The organism is Xanthomonas graminis pv. graminis (assembly GCF_030168915.1).
GTDB classification, from domain to species: Bacteria; Pseudomonadota; Gammaproteobacteria; order Xanthomonadales; family Xanthomonadaceae; genus Xanthomonas_A; species Xanthomonas_A translucens.
On the sequence record NZ_CP076255.1, the window covers coordinates 2,550,363 to 2,565,477 of the forward strand.

The 15,115-nt window shown below is 68.0% G+C and carries 16 protein-coding genes; 9 read left to right on the plus strand and 7 right to left on the minus strand.

The genetic code is table 11. The features are described from left to right. Positions 1-190: 190 nt before the first annotated feature. Positions 191-1,471, minus strand: coding sequence for a serine--tRNA ligase (gene serS, locus KHF85_RS10990; RefSeq protein WP_284566713.1), 1,281 nt, complete (start codon positions 1,469-1,471; stop codon positions 191-193). Positions 1,472-1,613: 142 nt separating this feature from the next. Here serS and KHF85_RS10995 point away from each other — a divergent pair, with 142 nt between their 5' ends. Together KHF85_RS10995 and KHF85_RS11000 are read left to right on the plus strand one after the other, a co-directional pair. Beyond that, entirely contained in the window at positions 1,614-2,270 is a 657-nt protein-coding gene (locus tag KHF85_RS10995; protein WP_284566714.1) for an energy transducer TonB, read from the plus strand. Between the two features lie 105 nt (positions 2,271-2,375). Continuing rightward, positions 2,376-2,594 carry a hypothetical protein gene (locus tag KHF85_RS11000; protein ID WP_284566715.1) on the plus strand — a complete coding sequence of 73 codons (219 nt, stop codon included), beginning with the start codon at positions 2,376-2,378 and terminating at the stop codon, positions 2,592-2,594. A gap of 85 nt (positions 2,595-2,679) precedes the next feature. Here KHF85_RS11000 and aroA read toward each other — a convergent pair whose 3' ends face one another. Then, positions 2,680-3,933, minus strand: coding sequence for a 3-phosphoshikimate 1-carboxyvinyltransferase (aroA, locus tag KHF85_RS11005; protein WP_284569528.1), 1,254 nt, complete (start codon positions 3,931-3,933; stop codon positions 2,680-2,682). Between aroA and KHF85_RS11010 the strand changes: the two genes are divergently transcribed. After that, the gene (locus tag KHF85_RS11010; protein WP_284569614.1) at positions 3,863-4,450 is read left to right on the plus strand and encodes a hypothetical protein; all 588 of its coding nucleotides are present in this window, start codon (positions 3,863-3,865) and stop codon (positions 4,448-4,450) included. The genes aroA and KHF85_RS11010 overlap by 71 nt on opposite strands. On the opposite strand, the gene pheA is transcribed toward KHF85_RS11010, so the two are convergent. Together pheA and serC are read right to left on the minus strand one after the other, a co-directional pair. After that, complete coding sequence (pheA, locus tag KHF85_RS11015; RefSeq protein WP_284566716.1) at positions 4,429-5,622, minus strand: prephenate dehydratase; 1,194 nt, start codon at positions 5,620-5,622, stop codon at positions 4,429-4,431. The genes KHF85_RS11010 and pheA overlap by 22 nt on opposite strands. Before the next feature lie 78 nt (positions 5,623-5,700). Beyond that, positions 5,701-6,786, minus strand: a complete 1,086-nt coding sequence (gene serC, locus KHF85_RS11020) for a 3-phosphoserine/phosphohydroxythreonine transaminase (protein ID WP_284566717.1) — start codon at positions 6,784-6,786, stop codon at positions 5,701-5,703. Positions 6,787-6,935: 149 nt separating this feature from the next. Here serC and msrP point away from each other — a divergent pair, with 149 nt between their 5' ends. After that, positions 6,936-7,904, plus strand: a complete 969-nt coding sequence (gene msrP / locus KHF85_RS11025; protein WP_284566718.1) for a protein-methionine-sulfoxide reductase catalytic subunit MsrP — start codon at positions 6,936-6,938, stop codon at positions 7,902-7,904. A gap of 94 nt (positions 7,905-7,998) precedes the next feature. Next, positions 7,999-8,634: a protein-methionine-sulfoxide reductase heme-binding subunit MsrQ gene (gene msrQ / locus KHF85_RS11030; RefSeq protein WP_284566719.1), complete on the plus strand. Its 636-nt coding sequence runs from the start codon at positions 7,999-8,001 to the stop codon at positions 8,632-8,634. On the opposite strand, the gene KHF85_RS11035 is transcribed toward msrQ, so the two are convergent. Further along, positions 8,603-9,400: an FHA domain-containing protein gene (locus tag KHF85_RS11035; RefSeq protein ID WP_284566720.1), complete on the minus strand. Its 798-nt coding sequence runs from the start codon at positions 9,398-9,400 to the stop codon at positions 8,603-8,605. The two genes, msrQ and KHF85_RS11035, sit on opposite strands and share 32 nt — an antisense overlap. 119 nt (positions 9,401-9,519) lie before the next feature. On the opposite strand from KHF85_RS11035, the gene KHF85_RS11040 reads away from it, so the two are divergent. Then, a complete protein-coding gene (locus KHF85_RS11040) occupies positions 9,520-9,795 on the plus strand; it encodes a polyhydroxyalkanoic acid system family protein (RefSeq protein ID WP_284566721.1) in 276 nt (91 codons plus the stop codon). A gap of 34 nt (positions 9,796-9,829) precedes the next feature. Here the strand turns inward: KHF85_RS11040 and KHF85_RS11045 are convergent, their stop codons facing one another. Then, positions 9,830-10,786 (minus strand): IS1595 family transposase, encoded by a 957-nt coding sequence (locus KHF85_RS11045; protein WP_284566649.1) that lies wholly within the window; start codon positions 10,784-10,786, stop codon positions 9,830-9,832. 220 nt (positions 10,787-11,006) lie between these two features. Further along, positions 11,007-11,726, minus strand: coding sequence for an FFLEELY motif protein (locus tag KHF85_RS11050; RefSeq protein WP_284566722.1), 720 nt, complete (start codon positions 11,724-11,726; stop codon positions 11,007-11,009). 87 nt (positions 11,727-11,813) lie between these two features. Between KHF85_RS11050 and KHF85_RS11055 the strand changes: the two genes are divergently transcribed. The 3 genes from KHF85_RS11055 (at position 11,814) to KHF85_RS11065 (ending at position 15,007) form a co-directional block, all read left to right on the plus strand. Next, positions 11,814-13,088, plus strand: a complete 1,275-nt coding sequence (locus KHF85_RS11055) for a patatin-like phospholipase family protein (protein ID WP_284566723.1) — start codon at positions 11,814-11,816, stop codon at positions 13,086-13,088. An 83-nt stretch (positions 13,089-13,171) separates the two neighbouring features. After that, complete coding sequence (locus KHF85_RS11060; protein WP_284566724.1) at positions 13,172-13,804, plus strand: phasin family protein; 633 nt, start codon at positions 13,172-13,174, stop codon at positions 13,802-13,804. A 201-nt stretch (positions 13,805-14,005) separates the two neighbouring features. Next, complete coding sequence (locus KHF85_RS11065; RefSeq protein ID WP_284566725.1) at positions 14,006-15,007, plus strand: restriction endonuclease; 1,002 nt, start codon at positions 14,006-14,008, stop codon at positions 15,005-15,007. The last annotated feature ends 108 nt before the right edge of the window (positions 15,008-15,115 follow it).

Consider the following 15,115-nt stretch of genomic DNA (forward strand, 5'->3'; position numbering starts at 1 on the left):
GCCAGGCACAGGCCGCCAAAGCGGAGCGGTTTTCGTCAACTGGCGGTACCTGCGGGAGCGGCTTCAGTCGGGACAGGCTTTCTCGGTCAGGCTTTCTCGGTAATGCCCGTCGCGACTGAAGTCGCTCCTACAATGACCGCCGGTATTGCCGCAAGACCGCCCACAGCGCCGCGTGCGCAGCGCCTGAGGCTCAACCGATGCGGTCGAGGCCGCCCATGTACGGACGCAGCGCGTCGGGCACGTCGATCGAGCCGTCGGCGTTCTGGTAGTTCTCCATCACCGCGATCATCGCGCGGCCGACCGCGGTGCCGGAACCGTTGAGCGTGTGCAGCAGTTCCGGCTTACCAGTGGCGGGATTGCGCCAGCGCGCCTGCATGCGCCGTGCCTGGAAGTCGCCGCAGTTGGAGCACGAGGAGATCTCGCGGTAGGTCTGTTGCGACGGCAGCCAGACTTCCAGGTCGTAGGTCTTGGTCGCCGAGAAGCCCATGTCGCCGGTGCACAGCAGCACTTTGCGATACGGCAGCCCCAGCGTTTCCAGCACCACTTCGGCGCAGCGGGTCATGCGCTCGTGCTCGGCGGCGCTGTCCTCGGGACGGCAGATGCTGACCAGCTCCACCTTCTCGAACTGGTGCTGGCGGATCATGCCGCGGGTGTCGCGGCCGCCGCTGCCGGCCTCGGAACGGAAGCACAGGGAGTGCGCGGTCATGCGCAACGGCAGGCGCTCGGCCTCGACGATCTCGTCGCGGACCAGGTTGGTCAGCGAGATTTCCGAGGTGGAGATCAGGTAGCGTTTCTGTTCGCCCAACTGGGTGGCGAACATGTCCTCTTCGAACTTGGGCAACTGGCCGGTGCCGTACAGGCTGTCGGCGTTGACGATCACCGGCACGTTGGTTTCCTGGTAGGCGTGCGGGCCGGTATGCAGATCGAGCATGAATTGCGCCAGCGCGCGGTGCAGGCGCGCGATCGGTCCGCGCAGCACGGTGAAGCGCGCGCCCGACAGCTTGGCCGCGGTCTCGCCGTCCAGCCAGGCGTGGCGCGCGCCCAGTTCCACATGATCCTTGACCTCGAACCCGAAGCTGCGCGGCGTGCCCCAGCGCTGCACTTCGACGTTGTCGGCCTCGTCCTTGCCGGCCGGCACGTCGGCCTGCGGCAGGTTGGGAATCTCCAGCGCCAGCGTCTCCAGCTGTGCGCGGATCTCGTCAAGGCGCTGTTCGGAGGCTTTCAGTTCGTCGCCGAATCCGGCGACTTCGGCCATCAGTGCGGTCACGTCCTCGCCCTTGGCCTTGGCCTGCCCGATCGCCTTGGATCGGCTGTTGCGCAGGCTCTGCAGCTCCTGGGTTCGCACCTGGATGCGCTTGCGGTCGGCCTCCAGGGCTTCCAGGGCGGCCACGTCAAGCGCATAGCCGCGGCTGGTGCGCAGGCGCTCGGCGAGGTCGGCAGGCTGTTGGCGGAGCAGGACGGGATCGAGCATGGACGCGGCACGTGGATGGATCGGAGCCGCGCATTATCGCCTGTCGGCCGCGCTTTTGCTGAAACTAAGGAGGCTGCGGGCCGCTGCGCACCCGATTAACCGCGGCTATGCCAGAATCCAGCGGTTCCCTACGGTGAGTCCTATGTCCACGTCGCCTCCGTCGTCCAACAGCGGCATCGTGCTGCGCCTGCCGCGCCGCCTCCTCATGATCGTCGGCATCGCCTTCTGCGCCGGGCTGATGCTGTTCCTGGCGGTGTGGCTGGCCGGGCGCAAGGACAACGACTTCTACAAGCCGCAGCCGGCGCAGGTGCAGCAGGATGCGGCGGAGGTCAAGCCACTGCCCGAACCCCTGCCCGCCGGCAGCGGCGCCAGCGACATGCCGCAAGCCAAGCCGCCCACCGCGGAGGATGCGCCGAAACTGGTCGAGACCGCGCCTGCACCGCTCCCCGCCGATGCGATGGCGCCGGTGCCCGGCGGCAGCGAAGGCGCTGCTGCAGGGACGAACGCCACCGCACTGGCACCGGGCGATCGTCCGGTGCCGCTGGAAGGGCAACCGCCGCCGCGCTATCCGCCGACGGCCTTGCGCCGCGGCGACAGCGGCACGGTGGTGGTGCGGGTCGAGGTGGACGCCAGCGGCACTCCCGGCGGTGTGGCCCTGGTCAGGCGCAGCGGTTCGCGCGAACTGGATCGCGCGGCGATGGAAGCCGTGCGCCACTGGCGCTTCCGTCCGGCGCAGCAGAAGGGCCAGGCGGTGGCCGGCAGCCTCGAGATTCCGTTCGATTTCAAGCCGGCTCAGTAAGCTGAACCGCGCTTGCGGCGCGCGTGCATCGTTCACGGGTGGCTGACACGCCGCTAACCGTATCGGGGCAAGACTGCCCGCGTTCCACGACGCAGGAGCACGCCCATGTCCAGACCGCACGATACGCAGGAACTGTATCCGCGCAAGCACGATGACGCACTGCCTCCGCAAGCGCATGGTGGGTCGCCGTGGGCATGGATCGTCGTGATCGCGCTGGTGCTGGCCGCCGGCGGTTGGTGGCTAAGCCGCGATCGCGCAGACCAGATCCCTCCCACTGCGCCGGCTCCGGCGACGCCGGCCAGCGATCCACCGCGCGCTCCGTAGACCCGCGCTTCCCTACCTTGGATTCACCACCGTGCGGTGGTGATCGGTGGTTGAAGCGGCCGCGTGCTGCCGGCCGCGACTCGCCTTAACCAATGGCGGCCAGGCCGAATCCGGCAGTGCGCGCCAGCGTGTCGAAGCCTGGGAACGAGGTCGCCACGTTGGCCACATCGTTGATCCGCACCTGGCCATCGGCCAGTTGGCCGGCAATCGCGAACGCCATCGCGATGCGGTGGTCGCCATGGCTTTCGATCACCCCGCCACCCAGCAGGCCGCCATGGATCGTGGCGCCGTCGGGCGTCTCGTCGACCACGATGCCCAGGCTACGCAGACCGGTGGCCATCGCGGCCAGGCGGTCGGATTCCTTGACCCGCAGCTCGGCCGCGCCGCTGACCACGGTCTGGCCCCGCGCCGCGGCGGCGGCGACAAACAGCGCCGGGAACTCGTCGATCATATCCGGCACCACGTCTTCCGGGATCTGCGCCCCGCGCAGCGGCGCGTAGCGCACGCGCAAGTCGGCCACCGGCTCGCCGCCGTGTTCGCTGTGATTGTGCTCGACGATGTCCGCGCCCATCAGCCGCAGCGCGGCAAGCAGGCCGGTGCGGCGCGGATTGAGGCCGACCGCCTCGAGGGTGATGTCCGAGCCGGGAACGATGCTGGCGGCGACGATGAAGAACGCCGCCGAGGAGAAATCGGCCGGCACCGCGATATCGGTGGCGCGCAGCCGCTGGCCGCCGCGCAGGCGCGCCCGGCCGGGTTCGAACGCGATCTCCACGCCGAACGCGGACAGCATGCGCTCGGTGTAGTCGCGGGTCGGATGCGCCTCCTGCACCGAAGTGACGCCATCGGCATACAGCCCGGCCAACAGCACCGCCGACTTGACCTGGGCACTGGCCACCGGCGAGGCGAAGTCGATGCCGTGCAGCGGCTGCCCGCCATGGATACGCAGCGGCGGCACGCCATTGGCGTCGGTGTCGATACGCGCGCCCATCAGCGCCAGCGGCTCGGTCACGCGGCGCATCGGCCGCTTGGACAGCGACGCATCGCCGACCAGCACGCTATCGAACGCCTGTGCCGCCAACAAGCCGGCCAGCAGCCGCATGCCGGTCCCGGCATTGCCGCAATCCAGCTCGCCCTGCGGCGCCTGCAGCCCATCGACACCGACCCCGTGCACGATCCGCTGCGACGGCGACGGCGTCTCGATCCTGACCCCGAGCTTGGCGAAGATCGCCGCGGTCGACCGCGTGTCCTCGCCTTCGAGGAACCCATCGATGCGCGACACGCCATCGGCCAGCGCCGCGAACATCACCGCCCGATGCGAGACCGACTTGTCGCCCGGCACATTCAACGTCCCCTGCAAAGCAGAGCCCTTCGTCGCGATCCAGTACTGCTCGTTGCTCATCACTATTCCTGAGATTGCCAGCGACCCGTCCCGCGGACCCGCTGTTGCTGTTGATCTTGCCGCCGCTGTTGATCTTGCATTTGCATTTGCATTTGCATTTGCAGTTGCTGTTGCGTTTGCTCTTCAGGGGTCCCCATTGAGGGTCGGCGAGCGGCCCGGGAAAAACCCCGCAGGGGCGGCGCGCAGGATGGGCGTCGTTTTTCGCTGGCACATGGATGTGCCATCGAAAAATCCCAGGTTGCTCGCGGACCCAGCGCGCAGCGCGGGGCGACCCGACTGGGGCGGCCTTTCTTTTGCTTACTTTTCTTTGGCCGTTCAAAGAAGCGCTCCTCAGCGGCCGCAGGCCGATCAAAGTAAGTCGCGCAACGCGCGAAAGCTCTTGCCTCTGCTGTTGCTGTTGCTGTTACACCAACTCTCGCAAGTGCATCGGCAAGATCAAGGCACCGCCACCGGATAAGACCCCAACACCTTGATCTGCGCCGAATGCGCCTTCAACTCCGCCAGCGCCTGCTTCATCGACTCATCCTCCACATGCCCGGCCAGATCGATGAAGAACCCATACTCCCACTTCGCCTGATGCGAAGGCCGCGACTCGATCCGGTTCATGCTGATCCCATGCCGCGCGAACGGACTCAGCACATCGAACAGCGCACCCGGCTTGTCGTGGATGAACACCAGTACCGACGTCCGATCGTGCCCCGACGGCGGAAAGATCTGCCGGCCGATCACCAGAAAGCGCGTCGTATTGTCGTCGTCGTCCTCGATCGACTTCATGATCACCTTCTTCAGCGCATACACATGCGCCGCACTCTCCCCGCCGATCGCCGCCGCATCCTCCGCATTGCGCGCGCGCCGCGCACCCTCGGCATTGCTCGACACCGGGATCTTCTCCACCTTCGGCAGGTGCGCGCGCAGCCAGCCCGCGGTCTGCGCGAACGACTGCGGATGCGCATAGATACGCTCGATCGCATCCAGCCGGCCATTGCGCGACAGCAGGTACTGGTGCACGCGCAGCTCGGTCTCGCCGCAGATCTTCAGGTTCGAGGTCAGGAACATGTCCAGGGTGACCTGGATCGTGCCCTGCCCGGAATTCTCCACTGGCACCACGCCGAAATCCGCGTTGCCATTCTCCACTTCCTGGAACACTTCCTCGATCGTCGCCATCGGCAGGCCCACTGCCGAGCGGCCGAAATGCTTGAGCACCGCCTGCTGGCTGAAGGTGCCTTCCGGGCCGAGATAGCCGATCTTCAGCGGCTCCTGCTGCGCCAGGCACGCGGACATGATCTCGCGGAACACATGCACCAGCACCTCGTCGCTGAGCGGCCCCTGGTTGCGGTCCACCACCATGCGCAGCACCTGCGCCTCGCGCTCGGGACGGTAATAGTCCACCGCCGCGGCGAGCTTGCCCTTGGCCTTGCCGACCTGGTGCGCGAACTGCGCGCGCTCGGCGATCAGCGCCTGGATGGTGCGGTCGATTTCGTCGATCTTGGCGCGCACGTCGGCCAGCGCCGGCGCCGTGGCGGCGGGCGTGGCGATGGCGGTCGATGTCGGCTTGCCAGGCTTGCTCAGCTTGGCCGGCTTGCTCGATTCGGCGTGTGCGGTTCGGGATTTGTTCGGCTTTGCGGCCATGGATCGTGGTTCCTCGATGTTCCGGAGCGCCTGCTGGGCGATCCGGTCGCGGCTGAAGCCGCTCCTACAGGGGATGGCTCAGCCGTTGCGTTGCTGGAAGTCGCGCATGAAAGCCACCAGCGCCTGCGCGCCGGCCACCGGCATCGCGTTGTACAGCGAGGCGCGGATGCCACCGACCGCCTTGTGGCCCTTCAGCGCCAGCAATCCGGCCGCCTTGGACTCGGCGACGAAGCGCGCGGTGAGGGTGTCGTCCGGCAGGAAGAACGGGATGTTCATCCGCGAGCGCGCGTCCGCCACCACGTCGTTGCGGTAGAAGCCGCCGGAGCCGTCGATCGCCGCGTACACCAGCGCCGACTTGGCCTGGTTGCGGCGCGCGAACTCTTCCACCCCGCCCTCGGCCAGCATCCACTTGAACACCAGCCCGGCCAGATACCAGTTCCAGGTCGGCGGCGTATTGAGCATCGAATCGCGCGCGACGTGCGAGCGGTAGTCGAAGATGTCGGCGCGCGGCTGGCCACTGCGCTGCAACAGGTCCTTGCGGATGATGACCACCGCCACCCCGACCGGCCCCAGGTTCTTCTGCGCGCCGGCGTAGATCACCGCGTACCTGGACACGTCGATCGGCTCGGCGGCGATGCTGGAGCTGAAGTCGGCGAACAGCGGCACCGCGCCCACGTCCGGCGCGTCGCGGAATTCGACGCCGTGGATGGTCTCGTTGGCGGTGATGTGCACATAGGCGGCATCGGCGCTGAGCTGCCAGCTGGCGCGCGGCGGGATGTCATGGAAGCCGCCGGCCTCGCTGCTGGCGGCGACGTGCACGTTGGCGTAGGGAGTGACCTGCTTGATCGCAGTCTTGCCCCAATGCCCGGTCACCACGTAGTCCACGGTCTGCCCGGGCGCGGCGAAGTTCAGCGCCAGCAGCGCCTGCTGGGTGGTGGCGCCGCCGGACAGGAACAGCACCGCGTAGTCGTCGGAGATGCCGATCAGGCGCCGCAGGTCGGCCTCGGCCTCGGCCGCCACCGCCATGAACTCGGCGCCGCGGTGGCTCAGCTCCACGATCGAGGCGCCCGCGCCGTTCCACTCCAACATCTCCGCCTGCGCCTGGCGCAGGACCGATTCCGGCAATGCAGCGGGGCCGGCACTGAAATTGAACGCGCGTGTCATGGGGCACCTATCGGACAAGACGCCTAGTATGCCGCAGCGCAGCAGCTTGCGGCCCGGACAATTTAGGTTGCATTTGCATCCATTGACCCCGCCCACGCGTAGTCTGTGCTGAAGTCGTCGGCGGTCGTCCGCCCCTCCAGGAGTCAGCCATGTCATTGCGCGATGTGCTCAACATCCCCAGCCGCGAGATCACCGACGAGGCGCTCTACCGCGATCGGCGGCGGCTGCTGCAGGCCCTGGCGCTGGCGCCGGCGGTCGGTCTGGTCGGCTGCGCCGACGCCGAGCCGCCGGCCCCGCCGAAGACCGCGGTGACCCCGGAACAGGCGCGCAGCGGCTTTCGCACCAGCGAGGAGCTGACCCGCTACGAGGACGTCACCAGCTACAACAACTTCTACGAATTCGGCACCGACAAGACCGACCCGTCGAAGGCGGCCAAGACCCTGCGCACCGCGCCGTGGTCGGTGAAGGTGTCCGGCGAATGCGAAAAGCCCGGCACCCTGGCGCTGGACGACCTGCTCAAGGGCAGCAGCCCGGAGGAGCGCATCTACCGGCTGCGCTGCGTGGAGGGTTGGTCGATGGTGATCCCGTGGCTGGGGGTGCCGCTGGCCGCGGTGCTCAAGCGCTTCGGCCCGACCTCCAAGGCCAAGTACGTGGCCTTCACCACGCTGGCCGATCCGCAGCAGATGCCCGGCATCCGCTACCGCTCGATCGACTGGCCGTACAAGGAAGGCCTGCGCATCGACGAGGCGATGAACCCGCTGACCCTGCTCGCCACCGGCCTGTACGGCAAGCCGCTGCCGCAGCAGAACGGCGCGCCGCTGCGACTGGTGGTGCCGTGGAAATACGGCTTCAAGAGCATCAAGTCGATCGTCGAGATCCGCTTCGTCGAGCGCATGCCGGAAACCGCCTGGCACGAATTGCAGGCGTCGGAGTACGGCTTTTTCTCCAACGTCAATCCGGCGGTGGACCATCCGCGCTGGAGCCAGAAGACCGAGCGCCGCATCGCCGGCAAGGCCAGCAAGCTGTTCGCCGAACGCATCCCGACCCGCCCGTTCAACGGCTATGCCGAGCAGGTGGCCGGGATGTATGCGGGGATGGATCTCAAGAAATGGTATTGAATGATCGGGACTCGGGGCCCGGGACTCGGGACCCGGAAAAAGCCGGCGGTTTCGGCGTTGGGCGGGCGCGTTGCTTGGTCGGGGCAGTCGCCACATGGCGGTGAAGTCCGGGCCCTGTGGTTTGATCGCGGCCAAGGGCATGGTCCATGTGCTGGCGCTGGCGCCGTTGGCTTACCTGGGCTGGCAGTTCTGGCAGGTGTGGCAGAGCGGCAGCGATGCGCTCGGTGCCGATCCGGTCGCCGAGATCGAGCACCGCACCGGGCTGTGGGCGTTGCGCCTGTTGTTGCTGACGCTGGCGATCACGCCGCTGCGGCAGCTGAGCGGGCAATCGGTGCTGCTGCGGTTCCGGCGCATGCTCGGGCTGTACGCGTTCTTCTACGCCTGCGTGCACCTGGGCGTGTATCTGGGTCTGGATCTGCGCGGCTACTGGGCGCAGATCTTCGAGGACATCATCAAGCGTCCCTACATCACCGTCGGCTTCATCGCCTGGCTGCTGCTGATCCCGCTGGCGATCACTTCCACCCAGGGCTGGATGCGCCGGCTCAAGCGCAACTGGGGCAAGCTGCACAAGGCGATCTACGCGATCGGCGTGCTGGCGGTGCTGCACTTCTGGTGGCTGGTGAAATCGGACATCCGCGAACCGCTGCTGTACGCGGCGATCCTGGCGCTGCTGCTGGGCTGGCGCGGCTGGCGGGCGCTCAGCGCGCGCCGAACCACAGCAGCCCGCTGAGCGCGGCGGCCAGCAGCAAGGCGCTGAGCAGCAGCCACGGCCAGCGCAAGGCGGTGGCCGGGCGCGCTGCGGGTTCCGCCGCGGCGGCCGGCGCCACGCTGGCCGGATCGTGCTTCAGCGGCTCGCCGGCGACCACCTGCGGTACCTCCAGCACGAAGCGGTGCTGCGTGTCGAACACCAGTTGGTCGCCCGGCTGCAGCCAGCAATCGCGTACCGCATGGCCGTTGACCTGGGTCTGCGCATCGCCGAGCCCGCGCAGCAGCACGCGTTCGCCATGCCGTTCCAGGCGCGCATGGCGTTCGGCGAAGGCCGGATCGTCGATGCAGATGTCGCAGTCGCGCAGGCGGCCGATGCTGCGCACCCGGTCCAGGGTATAGCTGCGGCCATGGTGCTGGCCGCCGACCCCGCGCAGCACCAGCCGCGGATCGTCGCCCTCGCCTTCGGCCGCATCGGGCAGGCGCTGCAGCGGCTCGCACGCGCCCTGCACCACCATTTCCACGCCATCGGCATAGACCGCGTCGCCGGCGCGCAACAACGCCATGCGCCGCACCGGACGGCCATTCACGTGGATGCCGCGGGCGCCGTTGGCCACCTGCAGCCATAGTCCGCGCCGGTCCAGGCAGAACTGCGCCAGCAGCAGCGCGCCCTGGGTGTCGTCGACCACGCGCACCTGCCCGGACGCCTGCCGCACGATGCGGTGCACGCCCGCGCGCAAGGGTCGGTCGGGTTGCTGGCGGTTGCTGAAATGGACTTGCAGGTCAGGCACGGCGGGGAGCCTAGCAGGTTGCCCGCGCTTGAAGAAGCGTGCCGCGCCTGGACAACACTGCGCGCATACGCACAATGCCTGATCTTTTCCATGGGCCGCATGCCCGCACAGGAGCCAGCATGTCCAGCATCGACATCCGCCACGACCACGGCAAGACCCCCGCACAGGCACGCAAGGCGATCGAAGACGCCGCCAAGAAGCTATCGGAACGTTTCGATCTGGAATCGCGCTGGGACGGCGATGCGCTGCTGTTCTCGCGCTCCGGCGTGGACGGGCGTATCGAACTGCTGCCCAAGCAGGTGCACGTCACCGCCGAGCTGGGCTTTCTGTTGTCGGCGCTGAAGGGGACGGTGGAAAGCGAGATCCGCCGCGTGCTGGCCGAAAAGCTGAGCTGAGCAGTAAAAGCGCTTCTCCCGCCAGGAGACCTGATTAGCGCTGTGTCTCAGCTGTCGTACGCAGTTGCTGCTCTGTGAGCCTTCCCGCGCCGGCCAGGGCACTGGCCAGGCGCGGCACCATGGCGGCCAGGTTGAAGCGGCGATTGAAGCGGTAGGCATGCGCATGCAGGTAGCGCGCGCCGTATTTGGGGAAGTCCACCGCATGGTGGGTGCCGCTAAGCGCCGTTTTGAGATTGCCCAGGATCGTATTGACCCAACGCAGACGAGGCTGCTGGACGCCTTTGCGGCCGCTTCCGGTCACGATGGCATCGTGGGTCAGGCCTGCCCAGCCCACACCGGTGAACGCTGTCAGCCCATCACTGACGACATGGGTGCCCGGTGCCAGTGCCTGCTGAGCCCACGTGTGCACGACGCTTCTTCGGAAGCTGGAGACCACATCCAGGCGGAGATAGCGCGGGCGCCCTTGATGCAGGGAAACCGCTGCAATAAACGGCACTTTATTGCGCCACTGCGGTTGGCCTGGACCACCGGCGCGTTCGCCGCCCAGATAGGCATCATCGATCTGGACCTCTCCGTCGAGCCGGCGTGACTGCTCACGATCGGCCATCGCCGACATCACTTTGTGCTTGATCCGCCATGCAGTGCGATAGCACACGCCCAGTTGCCGAGCCAGTTCCAGCGCAGCAATTCCGTTCTTGGCTTGGCTCACCAGATAGATGGCCAGCCACCACACCCGCAAGGGAAGCTTGGTGTCTGCCATGGGCGTGCCGGCGGTCAAGCTGGTCTGTACCCGGCAGCGCGCGCACTGCCACAGGTGCTGGCGTCCCCGCTCAAAGCCACTGGCATGCGTGTGTCCGCACTGCGGACACACGAAGCCATTGGGCCACCTGGCCTGAACCAAGGCCTCGACACATTGCGCCTCGGAGCCGTAGCGGCTCAGAAAAGCCGGAATCGAAAGCCCCTTTTGGAACTGGATCCGATTGAGCGTCATCGCCGTATCTCACTGAAGAACCTGCATTTCTAAACCAAGGCAGCATCACCAGCTGAGACACAGCGCTAATCAGGGCCAGGAGAGAGGTTGGGGTGAGGGTCCGGCGCGCAGCGTCTGGCGGAGTTTGGGGGCGCGAGGTTGCGCCCGTCCCCTGATCCGGCGCTGCGGGCCGCCTTCCCCGCAAAGGGGGCCATGGTCCCGACGGGAGAAGGCGCGCCGCTCAGTCGAAAGCGAACGGCTGCGGGTGTCCGGCGAACAAACGCCGCGAGACCTCGCGCTCCGTGGTCTCGATATCGCCGATGAAACCTTCGGCGTCGCCGAGCTTGGAGAACGCGTCGAAACCGCGTTCCAGGAACCCCTGCAGCTCCGACAGCCCCGCCGCCTTGGCCGGGCCGCGGGCGAAGCGCAGCAGCATGCGTACGCCCGGGGTGTGCACCGCGGTGGCCAGGCCCAGGCCGACGCTGGCGATCAGGTCGATCTGATGCAGGCGCAGGCGGCGCAGGCCGGTGTGCCGGTAGGCCTGCGCGTACAAGTCGTCGTCCAGGCGCTTGCGGCGCGGCGCCAGCGCCTGCAGCGCCTCGGCCATGCGCAGGTCCAGTGCGTGAGTCAGCGCGCCCAGTTCGATGCCGTCGGCGACCGTGTCCAGCAGCGTGGCCGGCATCAGCCGCTGCATCATCGGCAGCACCTTGACGATGTCGGCGTCGCGCCGGCTGAAATCGCGGTCGCCATAGACGTCGGTCAGGAAGAACATCGCCGCCGGGCGCCGCTGCGGGTCCTCCAGGAAGTGCTCGAAGCTGCGCTCCAGCCGCTGCGTCTGCCAGCGCCGCAGTTCCTGCAGCCAGCGCAGCGCGTTGCGCGGCTCGCGCGCCGGATCGTGCACAGCCTGATGCCACGCCAGACGGCGGCCGAGTCGCTCCAGGACGGGATTGCTGCGCGCCATGGGCGCCGATGATGCTGGTCGCCGGGCGTGACCGCAAGCATCATGCCGCTCGGCTACACTGCGGCCAACGCCCTTCGCGGACCGCGCATGCTTTCCCTCCACAGCGCCTCGCCACGCCCCCGTTCCCACGGCCGTATCGGCCTGGCCATCGCAGGCGGCGGCCCGATCGGCGGCATGTACGGACTTGGCGCGCTGCGCGCGCTGGACGAGGCCCTGGACGGACTCGACCTGACGCGGCTGGACTGCTACGTCGGGGTCAGTTCCGGCGCGTTCCTGACCGCCGGCCTGGCCAATCGCATCAGCAGCGCCGAGATCTGCCGGATCTTCGTCACCGGCAACAGCGACGATGCGCGCTTCCGGCCCGAGGATTTCCTGCGCCCCAACGTCTACGAATACCTGCGCCGCGCCGCAACCCTGCCCAAGCTCGCCTACGGCTGGTGGCACGATCTGCTGACCGAGCCGCGCAAGACCCGCTGGTCGGACCTGATCACTCGCTTCGGCGGGCTGGTGCCCAGCGGGCTGTTCGACAACGCCGGGGTCGAGCGCTTCATGCAGGACGTGTTCAGCCGGCGCGGCCGCAGCAACGATTTTCGCGCGCTGGACACCGATCTGTTCGTGGTCGCGGTGGACCTGGACAGCGGCCGCACCGTGCGTTTCGGCGAACCGGGCATGGACCAGGTGCCGATCTCGCTGGCGGTGCAGGCCAGCGCCGCGCTGCCGGGGCTTTATCCGCCGGTGGAGATCGACGGCCGCCACTACGTCGACGGCGCGCTGCGGCGCACGATGCACGCCTCCACCCTGCTGGAGCGCGGCATCGACCTGATGATCGGGATCAATCCGCTGGTGCCCTACGACGCCACCCACGCGCCACGCCGCAACGGCCAGATCGACCGCGCGCGGCTGCTCAGCGGCGGCCTGCCGGCAGTGCTGTCGCAGACCTTCCGCACCCTGCTGCAATCGCGCATGCAGGTCGGGCTGGAGAAGTACGCACAGCAATACCCGCGGGTGGACCAACTGGTGTTCGAGCCCAATGCCGACAACAGCGAACTGTTCTTCACCAATCTGTTCAGCTATTCCGCACGCCACCGCGTCTGCCAGCTGGCCTACCGCAACACCCTGGCCGACCTGCGCCGCAACGCCGAGGTGCTGGAACCGATGCTGGCCGCGCACGGCATCGCGCTGCGCCACGACATCCTCAACGATCGCCAGCGCACCTTCACCGACGGCGTGGACGTGCAGCAAGGGCGCACCACCGAAGCCACTGCGCGCCTGCGCCGCGCGCTCGACGACGTCGATCAGGTCATCGCCCGGCGCCGCGCCAGCCGCCGCACGCGGCGCACACCGCCGCTCGCCACCGACTGAGGCGCCGGCGCTGGTGTGATTGCTCTAACCAACGCCGTAAGTCTCGCATCCAGCCACCCAACCGCCAAAGGAACCGCATCGTCATGGCCACTCTGAAGAAATCCGCACGCAAGAAGAAGACTGCCGCCGCCGACGAGGGCCTGCAGGCGCAGGCGGAAAAGCTGTCCAGGCGCCTGGGCGAATCGGCGCAGCAGGTGTGGTTGGCCGGGGTCGGCGCGTTCGGCCGCGCCCAGGCCGAAGGCGGCAAGCTGTTCGAAACCCTGGTCAAGGAAGGCCTGACCCTGGAGCAGAGCACGCGCAAGCTGGCCGGCGGCGGCGTCGATGCGGTGCGCGATGTGGTGGAGAACCGGGTCGGCCAGGCGCGCGAACGCGCCGCCGATACCTGGGACCGCCTGGAGAAGGTGTTCGAGGACCGGGTGCAACGCGCATTGCGCAGGCTGGAAGTGCCCAGCCGCGAAGACCTCGGCACGCTGGTCGATCGCGTAGATGCGTTGAATGCCGAACTGCGCAACCTGGGCGGCGGCCGCCGCGCACGCCAGGCACCGGCCAAGGCGCCGGCAGCCAGGAAGACGGCAAAGACCGCCACGCCCAAATCCCGCCCGACCAGGCAGGCAGCGCCGGCGCGACGCCGTGCCGGTCCGGTCGTGGCCAGCGCCACGCCCGCACCGAAACGCGCCAGCCGCAAGCGCGCCACGGCGCAGACGCCGGCTGAATAAGGCTTTGTTGCAAAGCAGCAGTTTTTTTCCGAAAATTGGGACGGACCCGCCAGTCCCTCTGAAGACCGTTTGCTCCCCTCCCCTCGCGGCTTCGGACTGGCGGGTCTTCTTCTGTCAGCCGTTCCCCGCTGTCGCCTTGCCGGCGCTATGACACGCTGGCGATAAACTGGCGTCATCGAATAGCGTTACGCGGGTACGAGCATGTTTTCCTGGATAGTGGCAACGGTCTTGGCAGTGGGCGCATGGCTCGCTGCCACGCTCTACCTGTGGGTGGTCCGGCGCCGCGAGAACGAAACCAGCGCCGGGCTGAATGCCCTGGCCGGACTGCATTGGCGCGATTTTTCGTGCATGGTGCGGCGCGCGATGCGCGAGCAACGCGACCTGCACGACGCGGTGGCCGACAAGGACAACCCCCAGGAACCGCAGAGCGATTTCGTGATGACCCGCGGCGACGCGCGCTGGCTGCTGTCGTGCAAGCACGGCCGCGCCTACCGGATCGGATCGGCCGCGGTCAACGAACTGGCCGCCGCGGCGCGGCTGATGGGGGCGCAGGGCGGCATCCTGGTCACCGAGGGCAAGGTGCAGCGCGACGGCATCGCCGCGGCCGAGAAACAGTCGGTGGAAATCCTCGACGGCCGCCGCATCTGGCCGATGCTCAAGCGCTACCTGCCGAGCGAACTGGAGGACGGGGTGATCGGCGCCAGCCGCCGCCGCGCGCAGCGGCATACCGCGATCGCCGCACTGGCCGCGCTGACCCTGGGCCTGCTGGTGGGACTGGGTGGGCTGGCGCTGCAGCAACGCAGCGCCGATGCCGCGTCCGCCACGCAGCTCGCCGCTCCCGTCCCACTCAAGCCGGCGGCAACGCCGCCCACGCCAAACACCCCGCCCGCCGCTGCGACAGCGCCGGCAGCCGCGCCGGTGGACGCGGCCGAACCGGCCAGCGCAGCACCCGACGCCGTTACCGAAGCTGCCGACAGGCAATCGGTGTCCAAGACGCTGGCCAGGACGCCCGGCGTGATCCGCGGCATCTGGCAGACCCAGATGACGCTGGTGATCGACCGAAGCGGCGACGACGCGCAGGTCTGGCCGCGGATCTGCAAGGAAGTGGAACGCTATCCCTCGCTGCGCACCGCGCGCATCCAGCTCAATCCGCGCCCCGACCGCAACGAGCCGGTGCGTTGGCGGCAATGTAGGACGTTTTGAGTCGGGACTCGGGACTCGGGACCAGGGACTCGTAAAAGCGGATTGTCCGTCGAGTGCCGATACCCGGCCGGCAAATCGAGCCGCTGTCGCTTTTACGAGTCCCGAGTC

Coding starts and splice junctions, on each gene's coding strand:
- serS (WP_284566713.1), bottom strand. CDS start 1,471: ATGCTCGATCCCGTCCTGCTCCGCCAACAGCCTGCCGACCTCGCCGAG.
- KHF85_RS10995 (WP_284566714.1), top strand. CDS start 1,614: ATGTCCACGTCGCCTCCGTCGTCCAACAGCGGCATCGTGCTGCGCCTG.
- KHF85_RS11000 (WP_284566715.1), top strand. CDS start 2,376: ATGTCCAGACCGCACGATACGCAGGAACTGTATCCGCGCAAGCACGAT.
- KHF85_RS11010 (WP_284569614.1), top strand. CDS start 3,863: ATGCGCGACACGCCATCGGCCAGCGCCGCGAACATCACCGCCCGATGC.
- pheA (WP_284566716.1), bottom strand. CDS start 5,622: ATGGCCGCAAAGCCGAACAAATCCCGAACCGCACACGCCGAATCGAGC.
- serC (WP_284566717.1), bottom strand. CDS start 6,786: ATGACACGCGCGTTCAATTTCAGTGCCGGCCCCGCTGCATTGCCGGAA.
- msrP (WP_284566718.1), top strand. CDS start 6,936: ATGTCATTGCGCGATGTGCTCAACATCCCCAGCCGCGAGATCACCGAC.
- msrQ (WP_284566719.1), top strand. CDS start 7,999: ATGGCGGTGAAGTCCGGGCCCTGTGGTTTGATCGCGGCCAAGGGCATG.
- KHF85_RS11040 (WP_284566721.1), top strand. CDS start 9,520: ATGTCCAGCATCGACATCCGCCACGACCACGGCAAGACCCCCGCACAG.
- KHF85_RS11045 (WP_284566649.1), bottom strand. CDS start 10,786: ATGACGCTCAATCGGATCCAGTTCCAAAAGGGGCTTTCGATTCCGGCT.
- KHF85_RS11050 (WP_284566722.1), bottom strand. CDS start 11,726: ATGGCGCGCAGCAATCCCGTCCTGGAGCGACTCGGCCGCCGTCTGGCG.
- KHF85_RS11055 (WP_284566723.1), top strand. CDS start 11,814: ATGCTTTCCCTCCACAGCGCCTCGCCACGCCCCCGTTCCCACGGCCGT.
- KHF85_RS11060 (WP_284566724.1), top strand. CDS start 13,172: ATGGCCACTCTGAAGAAATCCGCACGCAAGAAGAAGACTGCCGCCGCC.
- KHF85_RS11065 (WP_284566725.1), top strand. CDS start 14,006: ATGTTTTCCTGGATAGTGGCAACGGTCTTGGCAGTGGGCGCATGGCTC.